Source organism: Planococcus koreensis, assembly GCF_004761975.1.
Classification (GTDB): domain Bacteria; phylum Bacillota; class Bacilli; order Bacillales_A; family Planococcaceae; genus Planococcus; species Planococcus koreensis.
Window position 1 is genome coordinate 1 of record NZ_RQII01000070.1, and the last position, 17618, is coordinate 17618.

Genomic DNA, 17618 nt, shown 5'->3' on the forward strand with positions numbered 1-17618 from the left:
GTCTCGAAGCTAGCGAAGCGATGCAGAGACAGGCAGACGCTTTCCGCGGGCACGGCTTCAGTCTCCTCGTCGCTAGAAAGAGAGCTGCTCCTGCATCGCTGCGCTAGCTTCGTCGCAAACGAGGTTCTTCAAACCTCGTTTCCTGCGGGGTCTTCACCTCGTGTCGCTCAGTCGCTTTGCTCCATCACTGCTTCCGCAGGAGTCGCTGCCTTCCACTTCATTCAAAGGACTTTCTTTAATACAAATCATCTCTTTTATAGAACGACTAACTAGTTAGGACTCTTTTCACTTTCTATGCAATGTCACAGATATGTAGCAAACCAGCGGAGAAAACCGTACTGCTCCTGCAGTGCTTCGCACTTCGTCGCAAAGACTTGCCCTCGCAGGCTTCGGTCAACTCTTGCCTGCGGGAAAGCGAGACAGCCGAGACCCCGGAAGCACGCTTTAGCGAGCTGAGGAGGCTTGGCGCTCGCCCGCGGCAAGCGTAGCTGTTTTGCGAAATATCGTCAAAATATATAACTTTCTAACAAAAATCTAAACCCATCCAAGTCTCTGGATGGGTTTTAGCATATCAATTAAAAAAGGAAATACACCCTCTAATGCTATTTCGAAATAAGGGATTTTTCGGATTTTGTAATTAATTGAAGTTTCACATTATCGGAATTTAGGATAGAATTGTTGAAATACTATATGTTATAGTGTTATTTAAATACTTTAGTGCGTTGAAGGGAGAAAGTGCCATGCGTTATTTAACTGCAGGAGAATCACACGGTCCACAATTGACAGCAATAATAGAAGGTCTGCCGGCACAATTGCCTTTAACGGCGGAAATGATCAACAAAGAGTTGAAACGCCGCCAAGGCGGCCACGGCCGCGGCAGAAGAATGCAAATCGAGAAAGATACGGTGGAGATTGTCTCTGGCGTTCGGCATGGCAAGACTCTTGGCTCACCAGTCACATTGGTTGTTAAAAACGATGACTGGAAGCATTGGACGAATATCATGGGCATTGGCCCGATTGAAGAAGATGATGAAGTGAAACGCCAATTGACGCGTCCCCGTCCTGGGCACGCGGATCTTAACGGCGGTATGAAATATGGCCATCGCGATTTGCGCAATGTCCTTGAACGGTCATCTGCACGTGAAACAACAGTCCGCGTGGCAGTTGGGGCAGTAGCGAAGCAATTGCTGGCGGAGCTGGGTGTTGAAATCGTCTCCCATGTTACGGAAATCGGCGGCATTAAAGTCGACCCGCAAAGCTACCAAGGCAAGAGCGCTGCGGAAATCCGCGAATTGGTCGAGGCGGATGCGGTGTATTGCGCGGATCCATCTGTTACGCAGCAAATGACCGACCTGATCGATGAAACGAAAAAGAATGGCGATTCGATCGGCGGCACAGTCGAAGTGATTGTGGAAGGCATGCCTGCTGGAATCGGCAGCTATGTGCATTATGACCGCAAGCTTGATGGTAAAATGGCTGCTGCCATGATGAGCATCAACGCTTTCAAAGGCGTCGAGTTCGGCTTAGGTTTTGAGATGGCAAGATTGCCTGGCAGCAAGGTCCATGATGAAATTTTGTGGAATGAGCAGCAGGGCTATACCCGCAGCACGAATAATCTGGGCGGCTTTGAAGGCGGCATGACAACGGGAATGCCGATTGTGGTGCGCGGCGTGATGAAGCCGATCCCGACACTTTATAAACCGCTTCAAAGTGTTGATATTGACACGAAAGAACCTTTCCAAGCGAGCATCGAACGTTCAGACAGCTGTGCGGTACCGGCGGCGTCGATTGTTGCCGAACACGTCATTGCGTGGGAAGCTGCAAATGCGTTATTAGAGCAATTTGATGCGGATCAAATGCCGCGTTTAAAAGAAAATCTGCAGAGTTACTTAAAATACACGAAGGAGTTCTAAAAAAATGAAATCATTGCGAGTTGAAGCTGAAAAACCTTATGAAGTCCATATCGGAAGAGGCGTTTTGAATTTATTTTCCACAGAGTACCGCGAATTGCTGGGATCTGCGGATGCAATTGCCGTCATCGCTGACGAAAATGTCGCTTCGCTTCATCTTGACTATTTGCTTTCTTTTTTGGAACCTTTCCAAGTGCGTGTTTTCAAGATTCCTTCGGGCGAAGGAGCGAAATCGATTAAAGTTTTCATGGATTGCCATAGTTTCTTGCTGGCTGAAGGATTCTCGCGCAAATCGCTCATTTTGGCTTTCGGTGGAGGAGTGGTAGGGGACGTCGCTGGATTTGTCGCTTCCACATTTATGCGGGGCATCCCTTACATCCAAATACCGACAACGATTTTGGCGCATGACAGTGCAGTTGGCGGCAAGACGGCGATCAACCATCCGTCTGGAAAAAATATGATTGGGACATTTTATCAGCCTGCAGCGGTGCTTTATGATATCCAGCTGCTGCATACATTGCCGGCGAAGGAAGTTCGCTCCGGTATGGCAGAAGTCATCAAGCACGCTTTTATTTCAAACGAGCATTGGCTTGGCGAATTATTGGAAATAAAATCTCTGGATACCATATCAGATGAAAAAATGGTGCTTCATCTGGAACGGGGAATAGCTGTGAAAGCGGCAATCGTTGAAGAAGATGAATACGAGAGCGGTGTTCGCAAGTATTTGAATTTCGGACATACCTTGGCGCATGCCATCGAAGCGCATCTTGGCTACGGGCGTATTACGCACGGCGAAGCGGTAGCGCTTGGCATGGCTTATGCTTTGCAGCTGTCAGGCCATCCACGTCTAATGGATTTCCTGTCGTGGTGCAAAACTAACGGCTATCCGCTTGAAGGGCTGTCAGGCATCTCGTTCAAAGATGTTCTAGGCTACATGAAAAAAGATAAAAAATCTTCCGGCGGCTCTTTGAGCTTTGTCTTGCTGAAAGAGACCGGAACCCCTTATATGGAGACGATTGATGAAAAACGCGCGGAATCCGATTATGAGGAATTGCGTTCGAAAATAAATGAGGTGCTTAAATGATACGTGGAGTTCGAGGAGCCATCACAGTTTCTGCAGACCAGCCAGAAGAGATTTTAAAAGAAACCCGTAAGTTAATTTTGGAGATGGTAAAGGAAAACAAGATTTTCCCCGATGATGTCGCGTCGGTGATTATTTCAACGACTACAGACATTTCTTCAGCATTCCCTGCGAAAGCGGTCCGTACCATCGAAGATTGGACGTATGTGCCAGTCATGTGCACCCATGAAATGGATGTGCCGGGCAGCATGCCTTTATGCATCCGGGTCATGATGCACGTTAATACGTCAATCCCGCAACAAGAAATCCAGCACATTTACTTAAATGAAGCGGTAAAATTGCGTCCGGACTTGATCAAAAGCAAAGAGGCATCTTCGCTATGAAGGCGAATGTCCTGATTATCGGCCTTGGATTGATCGGAGGCTCTTTAGCGAAAGCGCTGCAGCGCCATGACGATGTGCACGTTGCAGGGTATGATGCAGATCCGCTGACGGCTAGAAAAGCATTTAAAATGGGTATTATTAACAGTTGCCCGCCGTCGCTTGAAAAAGCGGCGTCAGAAGCAGATGTCATTGTTTTTGCGACTCCGGTTGGCGCAACTTTGCGTTTGATGGAACAAAGCAAATTTTGGGATCTGAAAAAAGATGTCATTTTAACTGATACGGGCAGCACGAAGGCCCAAATCATGGAAGCTGCCGGAACGCTTAATCATGCATTCATCGGTGGCCATCCAATGGCCGGTTCGCATAAAAGCGGCGTAGAAGCTGCCAAAGACATGCTGTTTGAAAATGCTTTCTATATTTTGACGCCTGCTGAAGGCGTCAGCACAGACCAAGTGGCTTTTCTTGAAGAGCTGCTGTCGGTCACAAAAGCGAATATCGAAGTACTGCCTGCCGATGAACACGATTATATGACAGCGATCGTCAGCCATTTTCCTCACTTAATCGCCGCGTCGCTCGTCCATCAATTGGCGAAAGAAGAGCAATATCCGTTCGCTAAACAGCTCGCAGCAGGTGGTTTTCGCGATATAACCCGCATTGCCTCGTCAAACCCCGAAATGTGGCGTGACATCACTACGCAGAACAATCGCATGATCGCCCATCAACTGACAAATTGGATGGCGGAGATGGAAGGGCTGCGCAACCTGCTGCTGGACAATAAACCCGAATCGATCGAGCAATATTTTCAACAGGCGAAAACCGTCCGCGACGAATTGCCGATTGCTGGGCACGGCGCATTGTTCAGCGTCTACGATTTGTATGTCGACATCCCGGATGTTCCAGGGGTCATATCCGAATTGACCGGTTATTTGGCTGAAGAGCAGATTTCCATCGTCAATTTAAGAATTCTTGAAACCCGTGAAGATGTTTTCGGTATTCTGGTCATCAGCTTCCAGACGCCGGAAGACCGTGAGCGGGCAAAAAACTGCATCAGCAAGAGAACTGCATACGATACGTATATTTCTTAAAGGAGAGGCTCCATAATGACGTTATCCTTAACTTATTCCACCCCCGCTTTAAGGGGCACGATCCAGGTTCCTGGAGATAAATCGATTTCTCACCGTTCCATCATGTTCGGCGCCATGGCTGCAGGCACGACAACTGTTGAAGGCTTCCTGCTCGGAGACGATTGCTTGAGTACCATCAGCTGCTTCCGAAAGCTTGGGGTCGATATCGAACTTGATGGCGACAGAGTCACCATCAAAAGTGAAGGGGAACGGAATTGGCAAGAGCCTTCTGAAGTATTGGATACCGGCAATTCTGGCACGACGACACGGCTTATGCTCGGACTTCTTGCTGGGACGGATTTCCATTCTGTGCTTGCTGGGGATGAGTCCATCGCCAAGCGCCCAATGCGCCGTATCATCGATCCGCTGCGTTTGATGGGTGCGGATATCAGGGGGCGTGCAAATGGACAATTCACGCCATTGGCAGTTCAGGGCACAAAGCTTCATGCGATTGATTATACCTTGCCGGTTGCGAGCGCCCAGGTAAAATCCGCGATTTTATTGGCTGCACTGAAAGCGGACGGCGTAACCACAATTACGGAGCCGGTGGCGACAAGGGACCATACCGAAATCATGCTTGAACATTTCGGTGCGGAACTAGTGCGCGAAGAAAACAAGATTTCGCTCGCAGGCGGCCAGAGTTTGGCCGCAGCCCACGTGAAAGTTCCGGGTGACATTTCTTCCGCTGCATTCATGATTGGTGCAGCTTTAATCACGGAGGGCAGTGAAGTCGTGCTGACGAACGTCGGCTGCAATCCGACGCGGACAGGGATACTGGACGTAATCGAACAAATGGGTGCTGATTTCAGCATTAGCCTCCTTGAAGAAAACGGCGAAAGGCCAGCTGATTTGACGATCCGTTCTTCTTCTTTGAAAGGGATCGAAATCGGCGGCAGCTTGATTCCGAGATTGATTGATGAAATTCCATTGATCGCGCTAGTGGCAACGCAGGCAAAAGGCACGACGGTCATTAAAGATGCTGAAGAGCTGCGCGTCAAAGAAACAGACCGCATCGCTGCAGTCGTGGCCGAGCTGTCGAAAATGGGAGCGGATATCACCGCAACAGAAGATGGCATGATCATCAATGGTCCGACGCCGCTGCACGGTGCTTCGATGGTGACATACGGTGACCACCGACTTGGAATGATGGCAGCTGTTGCTTCTTTGATTGCGGATGGCCCAGTCGAAATCGATGATCCGGATTGCATTTCCGTATCGTTTCCTAATTTTGTCGAACAGATGAATTCGTTGATCGATTAACTCTCCTTCGGGGGAGTTTTTCATTATCATTCGAACACACTTTCGTGTAGGATGGAAGTATGAAACTCAAGGGAATAGGTGATAGGATGGCAAGTATAGAAGAGATACAAAAAGCGGTGGAAATGGGCGATCCGGATGCCGTCAATGCGCTTCTCGAAGCGTATTTGCTGAAAGGCGATCCGGATGAGCAATATGGTCTATCGGAATGGCTCGCGGAAATCGGCTATGTAGAAGAAGCGATCAAAGTTCTCGAACACCTGGAGTACGTTTTCCCAGAGGAATCGCAATTGAAAGTCGACCGCGCAAACATGCTGATGGAAGTGGACCGCGAAGACGAAGCGCTGAATACGCTGATGGAAATTTCGAAAGAAGATGAACTTTATCCGCAAGTGCTGGTCACATTAGCCGATCTTTTCCAATTGCAGGGACTTCTTGAAGCCGCAGAAAACCGGCTCAATGAAGCGATTGAGCTGCTGCCGGATGAACCGCTGCTGCTGCAAGCCAAAGCGGAACTCCTGTTGGATTCGGGACGTTATTTGGAATCGGCAAAGATTTACCAGGATCTTCAGCGCGACAACGTTCAAATAGAAGGTGTGAATCTTTCAGAGCGGCTGGCTGAAGTCTATAGCGCCGGTGCAGCCTATGAAGAAGCGCTGCCTTATTACGAAGCAGTGCTGGCAGACCAAGTGCAGCCGGATGTATTGTTCGGGGCCGCTTTTGCCGCTTTCCAGACGAAGCAATATGAAATGGCCGTCAAAAGGCTCGATGAGCTGATCGAGTTGGACCCGGATTATTTCTCCGCATACTTATTGCGCGCACAAAGCTTGAACATGGCCGAGGATTACGAAGGGGCATACAGCTCAATCCAGCAAGGCATCGCGCGCGACGAGTTCGACAAAGAGCTTTATTTGTTTTCAGGCAAACTGGCGCTGAAACTGGGCAAAACAGTGGAAGGCGTCGACCAGCTAAGGCAGGCGATTGCGCTTGATCCGGAATACATGGAAGCCATTTATACGCTGGTGTCTTATTTCCATGCAGAAGAAATGGATGATGAAGTCGTTGAATTGGCTGAAACCGTCATCGCCAATGAAGATGACTGGGCAGGGCTTTACCCGATGCTTGCCGAATCTTACGAACGCACCGAAAATTTTGAGCAGGCAGCTGTTTATTATGAAAAGGCGTATCCGTCATTCCGCGAAGATCCGAATTTCCTCGAAAAATACGCACGCTTTTTAATCGAGGAAGGAAAAAGAGGCAAAGCCCTCGAAATTATTAAGGAACTTCAAGTTTTGGAACCAGAAAACCCGGATTGGTTTGATTGGCAACAGTCATTTGAGTGAAAGGGGGAATTCCGATGACCGCTTCAATTTCTGTAGGAGAAAAAAAGCAGTTCGTCCGATGGTTCTTGCAATCCCATAAAATGAAAAGGCGGGAATGCATCTGGATACTCAATTACATGCTCAGCAACGAAGAGCTTCTTGAAAAAACGCATTTCGTGGAGGAAGCCCATTATTGCCCACGGGCAATGGTCATGTCCTCGACTGAGTCGGAAGAAATTCCATTCCGTTTCTATAAAGGGAATTTGATGACTGCAGATGCTGAAAAATCCTTTCATGATTTAAGGCTTAATCCAAACGATGATTTGTTCGTGCAACTGAATTTTCCAAACCGCCCGCCATCAGCACTTTATTTATCGGTGTTGGAAGAAAACCCTTATATGCCGAAAAATGCAATGATTACTGACGAGGACCGGCAGCTTGCTGAAAAAATGCTGGAAGCGAGCATGGCCACTTTTCAGGAAGAGGCAATTTTAAAGCAGATTGACGAAGCTCTTGATGCGAATGACCGTGAAAAATTCTTTGAACTTTCCGCGTTGCTTCATTCCATCAAGATTTTAAAGGAATCGGAGAGTGAATAAGGAAGATGCATTTTACGGGAAGAGATATCGACCAATATATACAGCAGCAACAATACGTGGATACTGCGGTAATCCCGCTCGTCCAGCTTGATTTAGCTCCGAACGGCTTGAAACAAAGCGCCAGCGCTTCGGATTATTTGCAGTCGCTGACGAATCTGCTGGAAAAGCAATTCAAAGGCAGAATCCTGCTGTTTCCTCCTGTCGCCTATTCAAAAAATGGGGATCGAAGCCGCCTTGCGGAAGAAATGAACGCAGAAATGCGCAATACCGAATTCAAGCATGTATTTTATATCACGACAGATGCCGAATGGCGCACTTTTGAAGAATTGAATAATGTTTTGTGGCTGCCGGCGATACCGACTGAGAATATGGACCAATCGTTCAAATTATCTGTCATGGAAGACCAGCTCCGGCAAGTCTTGCCGCTTTTCATAAAAGAATGGTCCAAGCCTTCATGAAATGTTCACAAACTGCGAGAATCGAAACAATGCTATATTGACCTTAACATTTGATTGATATATCATTAGGTTGTCCTAGTAATTATATTTGAAATGAGTATGTCCATTGGACTGACCTTGAATGTTAGAGGGGGGAAAGGATGAGTAATAATCGTGTATCACGACGTCAATTTTTAGGCTACACTTTAACAGGTGTTGGTGGATTTATGGCAGCAGGCATGCTGATGCCGATGGTTCGTTTTGCAGTCGACCCGCTTTTACAAGAAAAAGCTGGCGGAGATTTCATTTTGACCGATCAAAAAGTAGCTGACTTGAGCGAAGAGCCAGTTCGTGTCGACTTCGCATTTGAACAAGTAGATGCATGGTATACATCTGAAGTGACAAGTTCAGCTTGGGTGTATAAAGAAGGGGATAAACTGATTGCCCTGTCACCTGTCTGTAAACATTTGGGTTGTACAGTCAACTGGGGAGGCGATCCGGAACACCCGACGCAATTCTTCTGCCCATGCCACGCAGGGCGCTACGAGAAAAACGGCAAGAACATTGCCGGAACTCCACCGCTTGGGCCGCTCGACGAATTTGCTATCGAAGACCGTGACGGCTTAGTTGCTCTCGGTGCAGTAAAAGCGAACACATTAGTTAAATAGTTAGGGGGTACGATACCAGTGCTAAACAAGTTATATGATTGGGTTGATGAGCGGTTGGATATCACGCCGATCTGGCGCGATATCGCTGACCATGAAGTACCGGAACACGTAAACCCCGCACATCACTTCTCTGCATTTGTTTATTGTTTCGGAGGATTGACGTTCTTCATTACAGTAATTCAGATCCTGTCAGGTATGTTCTTGACAATGTACTATGTACCGGATATTGAAAATGCGTGGCAGTCGGTTTATTATCTTCAAAACGAAGTTGCTTTTGGAGAGATTGTGCGTGGGATGCACCACTGGGGTTCTTCTCTTGTAGTAGTTATGATTTTCCTTCATACACTGCGTGTATTCTTTACAGGTTCTTATAAGAAACCTCGTGAACTTAACTGGATCGTCGGCGTATTGCTATTCGGCGTTATCTTAGGACTAAGTTTTACAGGCTATTTGCTTCCATGGGATATGAAAGCATTATTTGCAACAAAAGTTGGTATTGAAATTGCGGCTTCTGTTCCGGTTATCGGCGGCGCAATCAAAGTCTTGCTTGCTGGGGATTCAACGATCCTTGGTGCACAGACGCTTACCCGATTCTTCGCGATTCATGTATTCTTCTTGCCCGCTGCTTTGCTTGGGTTGCTCGGCGCGCATTTTATCATGATCAGAAGACAAGGTATTTCTGGCCCATTGTAAAAAATGCGGCTCAAAGGATTTATTTAAGGAGGGGACACTATGCATCGCGGAAAAGGGATGAAATTCGTCGGGGATTCACGTGTACCAGGTTTACAGCATCGTAAGCCGAATATCCCGAAAGATTACTCCGAATATCCTGGCAAAACAGAAGCTTTCTGGCCGAACTTCCTTCTAAAAGAATGGATGATCGGTTCTGTCTTCTTAGTTGGGTACTTGCTCCTTACTGTTGCGCATCCATCGCCTCTTGAAGGCCAGGCGGATCCAACAAATACGGGTTATATTCCATTGCCAGACTGGTATTTCTTATTCTTATACCAATTATTGAAATATGAATTTGCATCTGGTCCATTCAACGTTGTCGGTGCCATCATTATGCCAGGTTTGGCATTCACCGCTTTGATGCTGGCTCCATTCTTGGATCCAGGTCCGGAGCGCCGCCCGTCAAAACGGCCGCTTCCGACAGGCTTTATGCTTTTAGCAATCGCTTCAATCATTTTCCTTACGTGGGAATCAGTAGTCAACCATGACTGGGAAGCTGCTGAAGCGCAAGGTAAAATTGTTGAAGAAGTTGAAATCGACACAGCGGATCCCGGGTATGAAATCTACTCAGGTTCAGCATGTATCAGTTGCCATGGCGACAATTTAGAAGGTGCGGTCGGACCAGCATTGACTGCAACAGCATTTACAGCAGAAGAAATTGCTGAAATCGCTGTTAACGGCATTGAACGTGACGGAGAGCAAGTAATGCCTCCATCATGGGATGGTTCCGAAGAAGACCTTAAGGTCATGACAGAATTCATCGATGGTTTATCCGAATAATACTTTAGAAAAGAGCCGGGAAACCGGCTCTTTTTTGCTACTTGAAAGGGAGAATCCGATGCTTTTCACAATACAGAAATTATCTGCTTGGCTGATGTTCCGCCCGTTTTTGATCTTGTTGTTCATCGTCAACCTGGCAGGCACGATTTATGGATACATATGGTACGGTTGGCAACTTGAAATCACCGAACCGAAATTTTTGATTTTTGTTCCGGATAGCCCGACAGCAAGCCTGTTCTTTACGATCGTGCTAGGACTGTGGATCATCGGCAAAAAAAGTGCGCTTTTTGAAGCACTGGCTTTTGTGACACTCATCAAATACGGCCTTTGGGCGGTTGCGATGAATCTGCTTACTCTAGTCGAGACCGGTTCAATCGGCTGGATCGGCTGGATGCTGGTCGTCTCCCATTTCGCGATGGCGCTGCAAGCTGTGCTTTATATAGACCATTACCGCTTCGGCTGGCTTTCCGCCGCAATTGCAGCAGTATGGACGCTGCATAACGATGTCATCGATTACGTGTTTGGCCAGATGCCGATTTACAGCAGGCTGGATATGTATACGGCACAAATCGGCTATTTCACGTTTTGGTTGTCGATCGCTTGTATTCTTTTCGCTTTCTTTGTCGTGTCTCTTAACAAGCCTACTAAGCGTTTCAGTTGACCTAAGTTGACCAAAGTTAGTAAAATAAAGATATAAACGAACGCAGAAAGGCGTGGGGAATTGATGGGGTATATCGTCTATTTTATTGTGCTGCTGATACTTCCAATTTGGGCGCAGCTCAAACTTAAAAGCACTTATGGAAAATATTCTAAAATCCGTTCGACTTCCGGGCATACCGGTGCGGAAGTCGCCCGCATCATTTTAGACCAGAACGGCCTGCAGGATGTCCAAGTGGTGGAAAGCCGCGGCATGCTAAGCGACCATTACAATCCATTGACGAAAATCGTTGCGCTGAGCAGCCATAACTTCCACGAAGCATCTGTGGCGGGTACGGCAGTGGCAGCACACGAAGTTGGGCACGCCATCCAGGATGCCGAAAGCTATGCGTTCTTGCGCATGCGCCATCGCCTCGTGCCAATCGTCAACATTTCTTCGAACATGTCATGGATCTTCATCATGATCGGTTTGTTCTCTTCTTGGAGCAACGGCTTGCTGATCGGTATCGTGTTATTGGCTGCAGGTGTTTTGTTCCAACTCATCACATTGCCGGTTGAGTTTAATGCTTCGAGCAGAGCGATGGACCAATTGGTAGCGCATAACATCATCCGCAACGAAGAAGAGCGCCATGCGAAAAAAGTATTGAGCGCTGCAGCAATGACGTATGTCGCTGCAACAGCCGTGGCTGTCCTTGAACTTGCGCGTTTGCTGTTGATTTACACAAGCATGAACCGTTCTTGATAATAGACATGAAAAAGCCCGTTCCGGCGTTCCGGAACGGGCTTTTCTTATTCAAGCGGACGTTTCAATTCATCTAAGGTGAAGCCTTCACCCATGACATCGTGCACCTCGGTCATGGAAACGAATGCGTGAGGGTCGACGCTGTTGATGATATTCTTCAAACGGACGATTTCGTTTTTAGCCACGACGCAATAAAGGACTTCACGTTCTTCTTTCGTGAAATGGCCATAGCCCCGCAAAATGGTGATGCCGCGGTCCATCTCGGCTGCAATGCGGTTCGCAATTTCTTCTTGCGAGTTTGAAATGATCATGGCGCCGCGTCCGGCGTATGCACCTTCCTGCACAAAATCGATGACACGTGCGCCGACGAAGACTGCCACGAGTGTATACATCATCGTGCGGTTATCGAGAAACGTCAGGCGCGATAAAGCGATGACGCCTGCATCAAAAAGAAACATTGTCTTGCCCATGCTCCAGCCGCTGTATTTCTGAACCAATCGGGCAATGATATCGACGCCCCCGGTTGTCCCTCCATAGCGGAAAATGATGCCAAGGCCGATACCGACAAAAACACCAGCAAACAGCGTAGCCAAAAATAAATCTTCATGCAGATCGATTTGGACTTCGTATACGAGGAAAATTTTCAGGAAGACCGAGACGGCGACTGTCCCTATTATCGTATAAAGGAAAACCTTTTTGCCCAGCAGCTTCCAGCCAATGAAAAATAAAGGTATATTCAGTAATAAGTTCATGAGCGCTGGATCCCATTGAAACAGGAAATACAAAATCAGTGTGATGCCGGCAAAACCGCCTTCTCCCAATTCATTTTGGATATTGAAATGGACAAATCCAAAACTGTAAATGGCAGATCCAAGCAAGATGAAGAAAATATTCTTCACGCGCAATTCTTTCAAAAAAATCATCCCCTAAATGTAAATTCGACTTCTGTATTATCGGTTATAATAATGATTTTGACAACATCTCTTGTTTTCTTTACGATGAAATGAGGAGTGTGATGATATGGACGGCAATAAATCGATGAAAGAGCTGCAAATGGATGTTGATAACTACATAAGCCAGTTTAAAGAAGGCTATTTTACACCGCTTGAATTGGTTGCTCGCATGACGGAAGAACTGGGCGAATTGTCCAGGGAAGTGATGCACGAACACGGTCCGAAAAAAAAGAAGGCATCTGAGAATGCGGGTAGCATCGCTGATGAGATGGGCGATATCTTGTTTGTGCTCATCTGTATGGCCAATTCACTAGACATCGACTTGGCAGAGGCGCATGAACGCGTCATGGCTAAATTCAATACACGGGACAAAGACCGTTGGACAAGAAAGGATGAGAGATAAATGACAATACGAGTGGCAATTGCAGGCGCAAGAGGCAAGATGGGCCAGGAAGCAGTACATACAGTGATGAAAAATGCTGAAATGGAATTGGTGGCAGTGCTGGATTACAAAGACATCGGAGCGACTTTGGGGGACACCGATATTTTTCCGGATTCATATGATGTTCCTGTTTTTACCGATATGGAAGAAATGCATGACGCAGCCGAGCCGCATGTCCTGGTCGATCTGACTTCGCCTGAAGCGGTTTATAAGCATACCAAAAAGGCTTTGGAATTGAACATCCGCCCGGTTGTCGGCACAACTGGATTTTCAGATGACGAACTGAAAGAGTTGGCCCGGTTGTCTGAAGATACGGGCGTTGGCTGTATCATTGCACCTAATTTTGCAGTCGGTGCTGTTTTGATGATGAAATTTGCCGAGCAGGCAGCGAAATACCTGCCGGATATCGAAATCATCGAAATGCACCATGACCAGAAATTGGACGCGCCGTCCGGCACCGCCATGAAAACGGCTCATTTGATTTCTTCGCATCGCCAAACTCATGAGCAGGGCCATGTTCATGAGAAAGAAACGCTTGAAGGTGCGCGCGGAGCGAATTATGACGGCATGAGAATCCATAGCGTCCGTTTGCCAGGTCTTGTCGCCCATCAGCAAGTACTGTTGGGAGGAGAAGGGCAGTTATTGACCATCCGCCATGACTCCTTCAACCGCGGCTCGTTTATGTCAGGCGTGGTATTATCTATTAAAACCGTTATAAAAACGGAGAAACTGATTTATGGACTCGAACATATAATTGACTAGAGGGGTAGAGCCGATGAACATAGCATTGATCGCACACGACCGAAAAAAAGATGATTTGATTCAATTCGTCACCGCTTATCAGCCGATTTTATCGGAGCATACGCTATACGCTACCGGCACAACCGGGCGCCGGATTATAGACGAAACGGACTTGGATGTCATTCGTTTCCAGTCAGGTCCGCTAGGCGGAGATCAGCAGATCGGGGCCATGATCGCGCAGAATGAAATGGATATGATCATTTTTTTCAGGGATCCGCTCACCGCCCAGCCGCATGAGCCGGATGTTTCGGCTTTGATGCGTTTATGCGACGTCTATAACGTGCCGCTTGCGACCAATATGGGAACAGCGGAAGTATTATTGAAGGGCCTGGAACAAGGCTTTGTAAACTGGCGGTTGATCCGTGAACAGAGAGGATAGGAGTGGCAGCAATGCGTAAAATGAAAATAGGCATCATGTGTTATCCAACAGTAGGGGGCTCGGGCATCATTGCCACAGAGCTGGGCAAAATGATTGCAGAGAAAGGCCATGAAGTCCATTTCATCACGTCAAGTACGCCTTTTCGGCTGAACCGGATGGACCCGAATATCTTCAGCCACCAAGTCAGCGTCAATACGTATTCCGTATTCGAATACCCGCCTTACGATATTGCCTTGGCGACGAAAATAGCGGAAGTCATCAAAAATGAAGGGCTGGACCTTTTGCATGTCCATTACGCTATCCCACACGCGGTTTGCGCAATTCTCGGGCGTGACATGGCAAATTCGGACATCGGCATTGTCACGACGCTCCACGGCACCGATATTACGGTGCTAGGCACTGATTCCTCACTGACGGAAGCGATCCGCTACGGAATTGAGAAATCCGATATCGTCACAGCGGTTTCCAACTCGCTCCGCGATCAGACCTATGATTTGGTAGGCCCTAAAAAACGGATTGAGACCGTTTATAACTTCGTTGACGAACGTGAGTATAAAGTGAAAGAGTCGAGCCAGTTAAAAAGTGACCTTGGGATTGCAGACGATGAAAAAGTGTTGATCCACGTTTCCAACTTCCGCAACGTCAAACGGGTTGAAGATGTTGTTGAAACCTTCTATAAAGTACATGATCAAATCAATTCGCGATTGATGCTTGTAGGCGATGGACCGGAAATGGGACGAATCGTCCAGCAGGTCAAAGATTTAGGCATTGAAGACTATGTGCTGTTCCTAGGTAAACGGGATAATTTGACAGAATTATACAATATCAGCGATGTTAAATTACTAATGTCGGAAAAAGAGTCGTTTGGTTTGGTTTTATTGGAAGCGATGGCTTGCGGCGTGCCATGCATCGGAACGGCTGTCGGCGGAATGCCTGAAATCATTGAACCGGGCTTCAATGGTTATCTGGTGGAGCTTGGAAATACGAATGAAGCGGCATTGAGCACGCTGAAAATCCTTTCAGACGAGGAAGAATACGCGCGGTTAAAAGCCGGCGCATTGGAAACAGTCCAGCTGCGATTCCATTCTTCTAAAATCCTGGATCAATATATCGGCTTGTATGAGCGCTTATTGGATAAAGGCGAAGGAAAATGAAAACAGCCGCAAAGGTGATCCGGAATTTGGAGAACGCCGGCTTTGAGGCATATATCGTCGGTGGCGCTGTGAGGGATTTTTTGCTCGGAAAAGTGCCTCACGATATGGATGTAGCGTCGAACGCATATCCTGAAGAAGTGAAAAAACTCTTTAACCGCACAGTCGACATCGGCATTGAACACGGTACGGTCCTTGTGCTGATGGAAGGTGAAGGGATTGAAGTGACGACGTTCCGAACCGAAAGCGAGTACACCGATTTGCGCAGGCCGGACAAGGTGGAATTTGTCCAATCGCTGGAAGAAGATTTGAAAAGGCGTGATTTTACGATCAATGCCATGGCGATGGATAAAGACCTGGCAATCATCGACCCGTTTGGCGGAAAAAGCGATTTGGAAAAATGCTTGATCCGGGCAGTTGGGGAGGCGGGCGAGCGGTTTCAGGAAGACGCATTGCGCATGCTCCGTGCTGTCCGTTTTTCTGGACAATTAAACTTTGCCATCGAAGAAGGGACGCTTGCGGCTATCCGCAGCCACGCATCGTTGATCCGTTCGGTTGCAGTGGAACGGCTGAAAAATGAACTGGATAAAATTCTTCTCAATCCAAGGACGCAGCACAGCATGGCATACTTGAAGGACTCAGGTTTGGCAAAGCATCTGCCAGCTGGCGGCCTGCTGTCGATGGATTGGACTGGCTACGAGCCGAAAGGCCAAGCGGCTTTCGGCTGGGCCTATTTGCTGCACAGCCAGCAAAAACAATTCGAAGAAATCAAAGGCTATAAATTTTCCAACGCTGAAAGGCGGCTGGTTGAACGCGCGCTTGAAGCGGCGAACCTTACTGAATGGGACGACTGGACCTTTTATTGTTTCGAGGCGAAAGAACTTGAAATCGCGTGTTATTTGAATGGGACAGATATGGACATTCCTTTAAGAAAAGAACAGCTGCCAATCAAGTCCAAACGGGAGTTAGCTGTAAACGGCATCGATCTGATGGAATGGAGCGGGCGAAAGCAAGGTCCGTGGCTGCGGCAGTGGATTGAAAAAATGGAGCGGCATATCGTGTACGGGCAGCTTGAAAACGATAATGGCCTGATAAAGGATTGGTTTCTAAATGAATATAACGGTGACTCATAAATTAGCCGGGCGGCTGATTGAAGCTAAAGGCACAGCCGTATCAGGGCAACAGCTGGCAGACGAATTCGGCATTTCGCGGACCGCGGTCTGGAAGCACATCAAAGAACTGGAAGAACAAGGCTATGAAATTGCTTCTGTCAAAAAGAAGGGCTATAGCCTTGTCAGCCAGCCGGATACATTGGAACCTGCCGGGCTTCAGCCGTTGCTGAAAACACGTATGATCGGGCGCACGATGGTATACCAGCAATCATGCGCTTCGACGCAGATCATCGCGCATCAATTGGCCCAGGAAGGCACACCTGCCGGAACTGTTGCACTTGCGGAAGAGCAGACGGCTGGACGGGGCCGCATGGCGCGGGTATGGGATTCAGCCTATGGCAAAGGAATCTGGATGAGCATTGTGCTGCGTCCGGATGTCGTGCCGCAGAAAGCGCCGCAATTTACGCTGGTGGCAGCAGTGGCGATGGTGCGCGCGATTGAAGAAGTGACTGGAGTCAAACCGGAAATCAAATGGCCGAACGATATATTGATCAGAGGAAAGAAATGCACCGGCATCCTGACAGAGCTTCAATCGGATGCAGATGGCATCCAGGCACTGATCATCGGCATCGGGTTGAACGTCAATCAGGAGCTGTCCGATTTTGACGTGCAAGTACAGCCCATTGCTACTTCTTTAAAAATGGAAAGCGGCAAACATGTCAGCCGCCAGGAAATGGTCCGGGCAATCCTTTTTTACCTTGAACAATATACAGATCTTTATATCGAGGAAGGCTTTGGCATCTTAAAAGTGCTGTGGGAGAGCTATTCATCGACAATCGGCAGCAAAGTGCGCGCGCGCTTGCCAAAAGAGACGCTGGAAGGCATCGCGGAAGGCATCACCGAAGACGGCGTCCTGCAGCTCCGGACAGCTGACGGCAAGCTGCATTCCATTTATTCAGCTGATATCGAGATGACAAGTTGAAGTATTTTGTTTTCTGCAAATTTCTGATATAGTATTTTTATCGGGCAGTATCGCTTGCGAACTGCACCGGAAAATAAGCGTGATTCGAATTTTATAGCACGAAGAT

At 47.7% G+C, this 17618-nt stretch carries 20 protein-coding genes; 19 read left to right on the top strand and 1 reads right to left on the bottom strand.

Annotated features, from left to right (window positions below; genetic code table 11):
- Positions 1–740: 740 nt before the first annotated feature.
- The 13 genes from aroC to EGV91_RS15875 all read left to right on the top strand — a co-directional run bounded on the left by aroC (position 741) and on the right by EGV91_RS15875 (position 11692).
- Positions 741–1913: a chorismate synthase gene (gene aroC, locus EGV91_RS15815; protein ID WP_135505395.1), complete on the top strand. Its 1173-nt coding sequence runs from the start codon at positions 741–743 to the stop codon at positions 1911–1913.
- Positions 1914–1917: 4 nt separating this feature from the next.
- Entirely contained in the window at positions 1918–2994 is a 1077-nt protein-coding gene (gene aroB, locus EGV91_RS15820) for a 3-dehydroquinate synthase (protein ID WP_135505397.1), read from the top strand.
- Complete coding sequence (aroH, locus tag EGV91_RS15825) at positions 2991–3374, top strand: chorismate mutase (RefSeq protein WP_135505399.1); 384 nt, start codon at positions 2991–2993, stop codon at positions 3372–3374. Before aroB ends, aroH begins: the two co-directional genes overlap by 4 nt.
- Positions 3371–4459: a prephenate dehydrogenase gene (locus EGV91_RS15830; protein WP_135505401.1), complete on the top strand. Its 1089-nt coding sequence runs from the start codon at positions 3371–3373 to the stop codon at positions 4457–4459. The genes aroH and EGV91_RS15830 overlap by 4 nt, the downstream gene beginning before the upstream one ends.
- Before the next feature lie 15 nt (positions 4460–4474).
- Positions 4475–5758, top strand: a complete 1284-nt coding sequence (gene aroA / locus EGV91_RS15835) for a 3-phosphoshikimate 1-carboxyvinyltransferase (protein ID WP_135505403.1) — start codon at positions 4475–4477, stop codon at positions 5756–5758.
- An 86-nt stretch (positions 5759–5844) separates the two neighbouring features.
- Complete coding sequence (locus EGV91_RS15840; protein WP_135505405.1) at positions 5845–7098, top strand: tetratricopeptide repeat protein; 1254 nt, start codon at positions 5845–5847, stop codon at positions 7096–7098.
- Between the two features lie 14 nt (positions 7099–7112).
- Complete coding sequence (locus EGV91_RS15845; protein WP_135505407.1) at positions 7113–7676, top strand: ReoY family proteolytic degradation factor; 564 nt, start codon at positions 7113–7115, stop codon at positions 7674–7676.
- A gap of 5 nt (positions 7677–7681) precedes the next feature.
- Positions 7682–8134, top strand: a complete 453-nt coding sequence (locus tag EGV91_RS15850) for a DUF2487 family protein (RefSeq protein WP_135505409.1) — start codon at positions 7682–7684, stop codon at positions 8132–8134.
- Positions 8135–8274: 140 nt separating this feature from the next.
- Complete coding sequence (locus EGV91_RS15855; protein WP_135505411.1) at positions 8275–8781, top strand: QcrA and Rieske domain-containing protein; 507 nt, start codon at positions 8275–8277, stop codon at positions 8779–8781.
- An 18-nt stretch (positions 8782–8799) separates the two neighbouring features.
- Positions 8800–9474 carry a menaquinol-cytochrome c reductase cytochrome b subunit gene (qcrB, locus tag EGV91_RS15860; RefSeq protein WP_135505413.1) on the top strand — a complete coding sequence of 225 codons (675 nt, stop codon included), beginning with the start codon at positions 8800–8802 and terminating at the stop codon, positions 9472–9474.
- A 39-nt stretch (positions 9475–9513) separates the two neighbouring features.
- Entirely contained in the window at positions 9514–10293 is a 780-nt protein-coding gene (locus tag EGV91_RS15865; RefSeq protein WP_135505415.1) for a menaquinol-cytochrome c reductase cytochrome b/c subunit, read from the top strand.
- A 58-nt stretch (positions 10294–10351) separates the two neighbouring features.
- Entirely contained in the window at positions 10352–10954 is a 603-nt protein-coding gene (gene lhaT, locus EGV91_RS15870) for a lipoprotein heptaprenylglyceryl N-acetyltransferase LhaT (protein ID WP_135505417.1), read from the top strand.
- A gap of 63 nt (positions 10955–11017) precedes the next feature.
- Entirely contained in the window at positions 11018–11692 is a 675-nt protein-coding gene (locus EGV91_RS15875; RefSeq protein WP_135505503.1) for a zinc metallopeptidase, read from the top strand.
- Between the two features lie 47 nt (positions 11693–11739).
- Here EGV91_RS15875 and EGV91_RS15880 read toward each other — a convergent pair whose 3' ends face one another.
- The gene (locus EGV91_RS15880; RefSeq protein ID WP_135505419.1) at positions 11740–12615 is read right to left on the bottom strand and encodes a YitT family protein; all 876 of its coding nucleotides are present in this window, start codon (positions 12613–12615) and stop codon (positions 11740–11742) included.
- 97 nt (positions 12616–12712) lie between these two features.
- Between EGV91_RS15880 and EGV91_RS15885 the strand changes: the two genes are divergently transcribed.
- The 6 genes from EGV91_RS15885 to EGV91_RS15910 are packed head-to-tail and all read left to right on the top strand — an operon-like array spanning position 12713 to position 17512.
- Positions 12713–13048: a nucleotide pyrophosphohydrolase gene (locus tag EGV91_RS15885; RefSeq protein WP_135505421.1), complete on the top strand. Its 336-nt coding sequence runs from the start codon at positions 12713–12715 to the stop codon at positions 13046–13048.
- The gene (dapB, locus tag EGV91_RS15890) at positions 13049–13849 is read left to right on the top strand and encodes a 4-hydroxy-tetrahydrodipicolinate reductase (protein WP_135505423.1); all 801 of its coding nucleotides are present in this window, start codon (positions 13049–13051) and stop codon (positions 13847–13849) included.
- A gap of 13 nt (positions 13850–13862) precedes the next feature.
- Entirely contained in the window at positions 13863–14267 is a 405-nt protein-coding gene (gene mgsA / locus EGV91_RS15895; protein ID WP_135505425.1) for a methylglyoxal synthase, read from the top strand.
- Between the two features lie 11 nt (positions 14268–14278).
- The gene (bshA, locus tag EGV91_RS15900) at positions 14279–15421 is read left to right on the top strand and encodes an N-acetyl-alpha-D-glucosaminyl L-malate synthase BshA (protein ID WP_135505427.1); all 1143 of its coding nucleotides are present in this window, start codon (positions 14279–14281) and stop codon (positions 15419–15421) included.
- Positions 15418–16551 carry a CCA tRNA nucleotidyltransferase gene (locus EGV91_RS15905; protein ID WP_135505429.1) on the top strand — a complete coding sequence of 378 codons (1134 nt, stop codon included), beginning with the start codon at positions 15418–15420 and terminating at the stop codon, positions 16549–16551. The genes bshA and EGV91_RS15905 overlap by 4 nt, the downstream gene beginning before the upstream one ends.
- A complete protein-coding gene (locus tag EGV91_RS15910; protein ID WP_135505431.1) occupies positions 16529–17512 on the top strand; it encodes a biotin--[acetyl-CoA-carboxylase] ligase in 984 nt (327 codons plus the stop codon). Before EGV91_RS15905 ends, EGV91_RS15910 begins: the two co-directional genes overlap by 23 nt.
- Positions 17513–17618 lie beyond the last annotated feature (106 nt).

What these genes read in the sequence shown, in the direction of transcription:
- aroC (WP_135505395.1), top strand. Translation starts at nt 741, where the DNA reads ATGCGTTATTTAACTGCAGGAGAATCACACGGTCCACAATTGACAGCA.
- aroB (WP_135505397.1), top strand. Translation starts at nt 1,918, where the DNA reads ATGAAATCATTGCGAGTTGAAGCTGAAAAACCTTATGAAGTCCATATC.
- aroH (WP_135505399.1), top strand. Translation starts at nt 2,991, where the DNA reads ATGATACGTGGAGTTCGAGGAGCCATCACAGTTTCTGCAGACCAGCCA.
- EGV91_RS15830 (WP_135505401.1), top strand. Translation starts at nt 3,371, where the DNA reads ATGAAGGCGAATGTCCTGATTATCGGCCTTGGATTGATCGGAGGCTCT.
- aroA (WP_135505403.1), top strand. Translation starts at nt 4,475, where the DNA reads ATGACGTTATCCTTAACTTATTCCACCCCCGCTTTAAGGGGCACGATC.
- EGV91_RS15840 (WP_135505405.1), top strand. Translation starts at nt 5,845, where the DNA reads ATGGCAAGTATAGAAGAGATACAAAAAGCGGTGGAAATGGGCGATCCG.
- EGV91_RS15845 (WP_135505407.1), top strand. Translation starts at nt 7,113, where the DNA reads ATGACCGCTTCAATTTCTGTAGGAGAAAAAAAGCAGTTCGTCCGATGG.
- EGV91_RS15850 (WP_135505409.1), top strand. Translation starts at nt 7,682, where the DNA reads ATGCATTTTACGGGAAGAGATATCGACCAATATATACAGCAGCAACAA.
- EGV91_RS15855 (WP_135505411.1), top strand. Translation starts at nt 8,275, where the DNA reads ATGAGTAATAATCGTGTATCACGACGTCAATTTTTAGGCTACACTTTA.
- EGV91_RS15865 (WP_135505415.1), top strand. Translation starts at nt 9,514, where the DNA reads ATGCATCGCGGAAAAGGGATGAAATTCGTCGGGGATTCACGTGTACCA.
- lhaT (WP_135505417.1), top strand. Translation starts at nt 10,352, where the DNA reads ATGCTTTTCACAATACAGAAATTATCTGCTTGGCTGATGTTCCGCCCG.
- EGV91_RS15875 (WP_135505503.1), top strand. Translation starts at nt 11,018, where the DNA reads ATGGGGTATATCGTCTATTTTATTGTGCTGCTGATACTTCCAATTTGG.
- EGV91_RS15880 (WP_135505419.1), bottom strand. Translation starts at nt 12,615, where the DNA reads ATGATTTTTTTGAAAGAATTGCGCGTGAAGAATATTTTCTTCATCTTG.
- EGV91_RS15885 (WP_135505421.1), top strand. Translation starts at nt 12,713, where the DNA reads ATGGACGGCAATAAATCGATGAAAGAGCTGCAAATGGATGTTGATAAC.
- dapB (WP_135505423.1), top strand. Translation starts at nt 13,049, where the DNA reads ATGACAATACGAGTGGCAATTGCAGGCGCAAGAGGCAAGATGGGCCAG.
- mgsA (WP_135505425.1), top strand. Translation starts at nt 13,863, where the DNA reads ATGAACATAGCATTGATCGCACACGACCGAAAAAAAGATGATTTGATT.
- bshA (WP_135505427.1), top strand. Translation starts at nt 14,279, where the DNA reads ATGCGTAAAATGAAAATAGGCATCATGTGTTATCCAACAGTAGGGGGC.
- EGV91_RS15905 (WP_135505429.1), top strand. Translation starts at nt 15,418, where the DNA reads ATGAAAACAGCCGCAAAGGTGATCCGGAATTTGGAGAACGCCGGCTTT.
- EGV91_RS15910 (WP_135505431.1), top strand. Translation starts at nt 16,529, where the DNA reads ATGAATATAACGGTGACTCATAAATTAGCCGGGCGGCTGATTGAAGCT.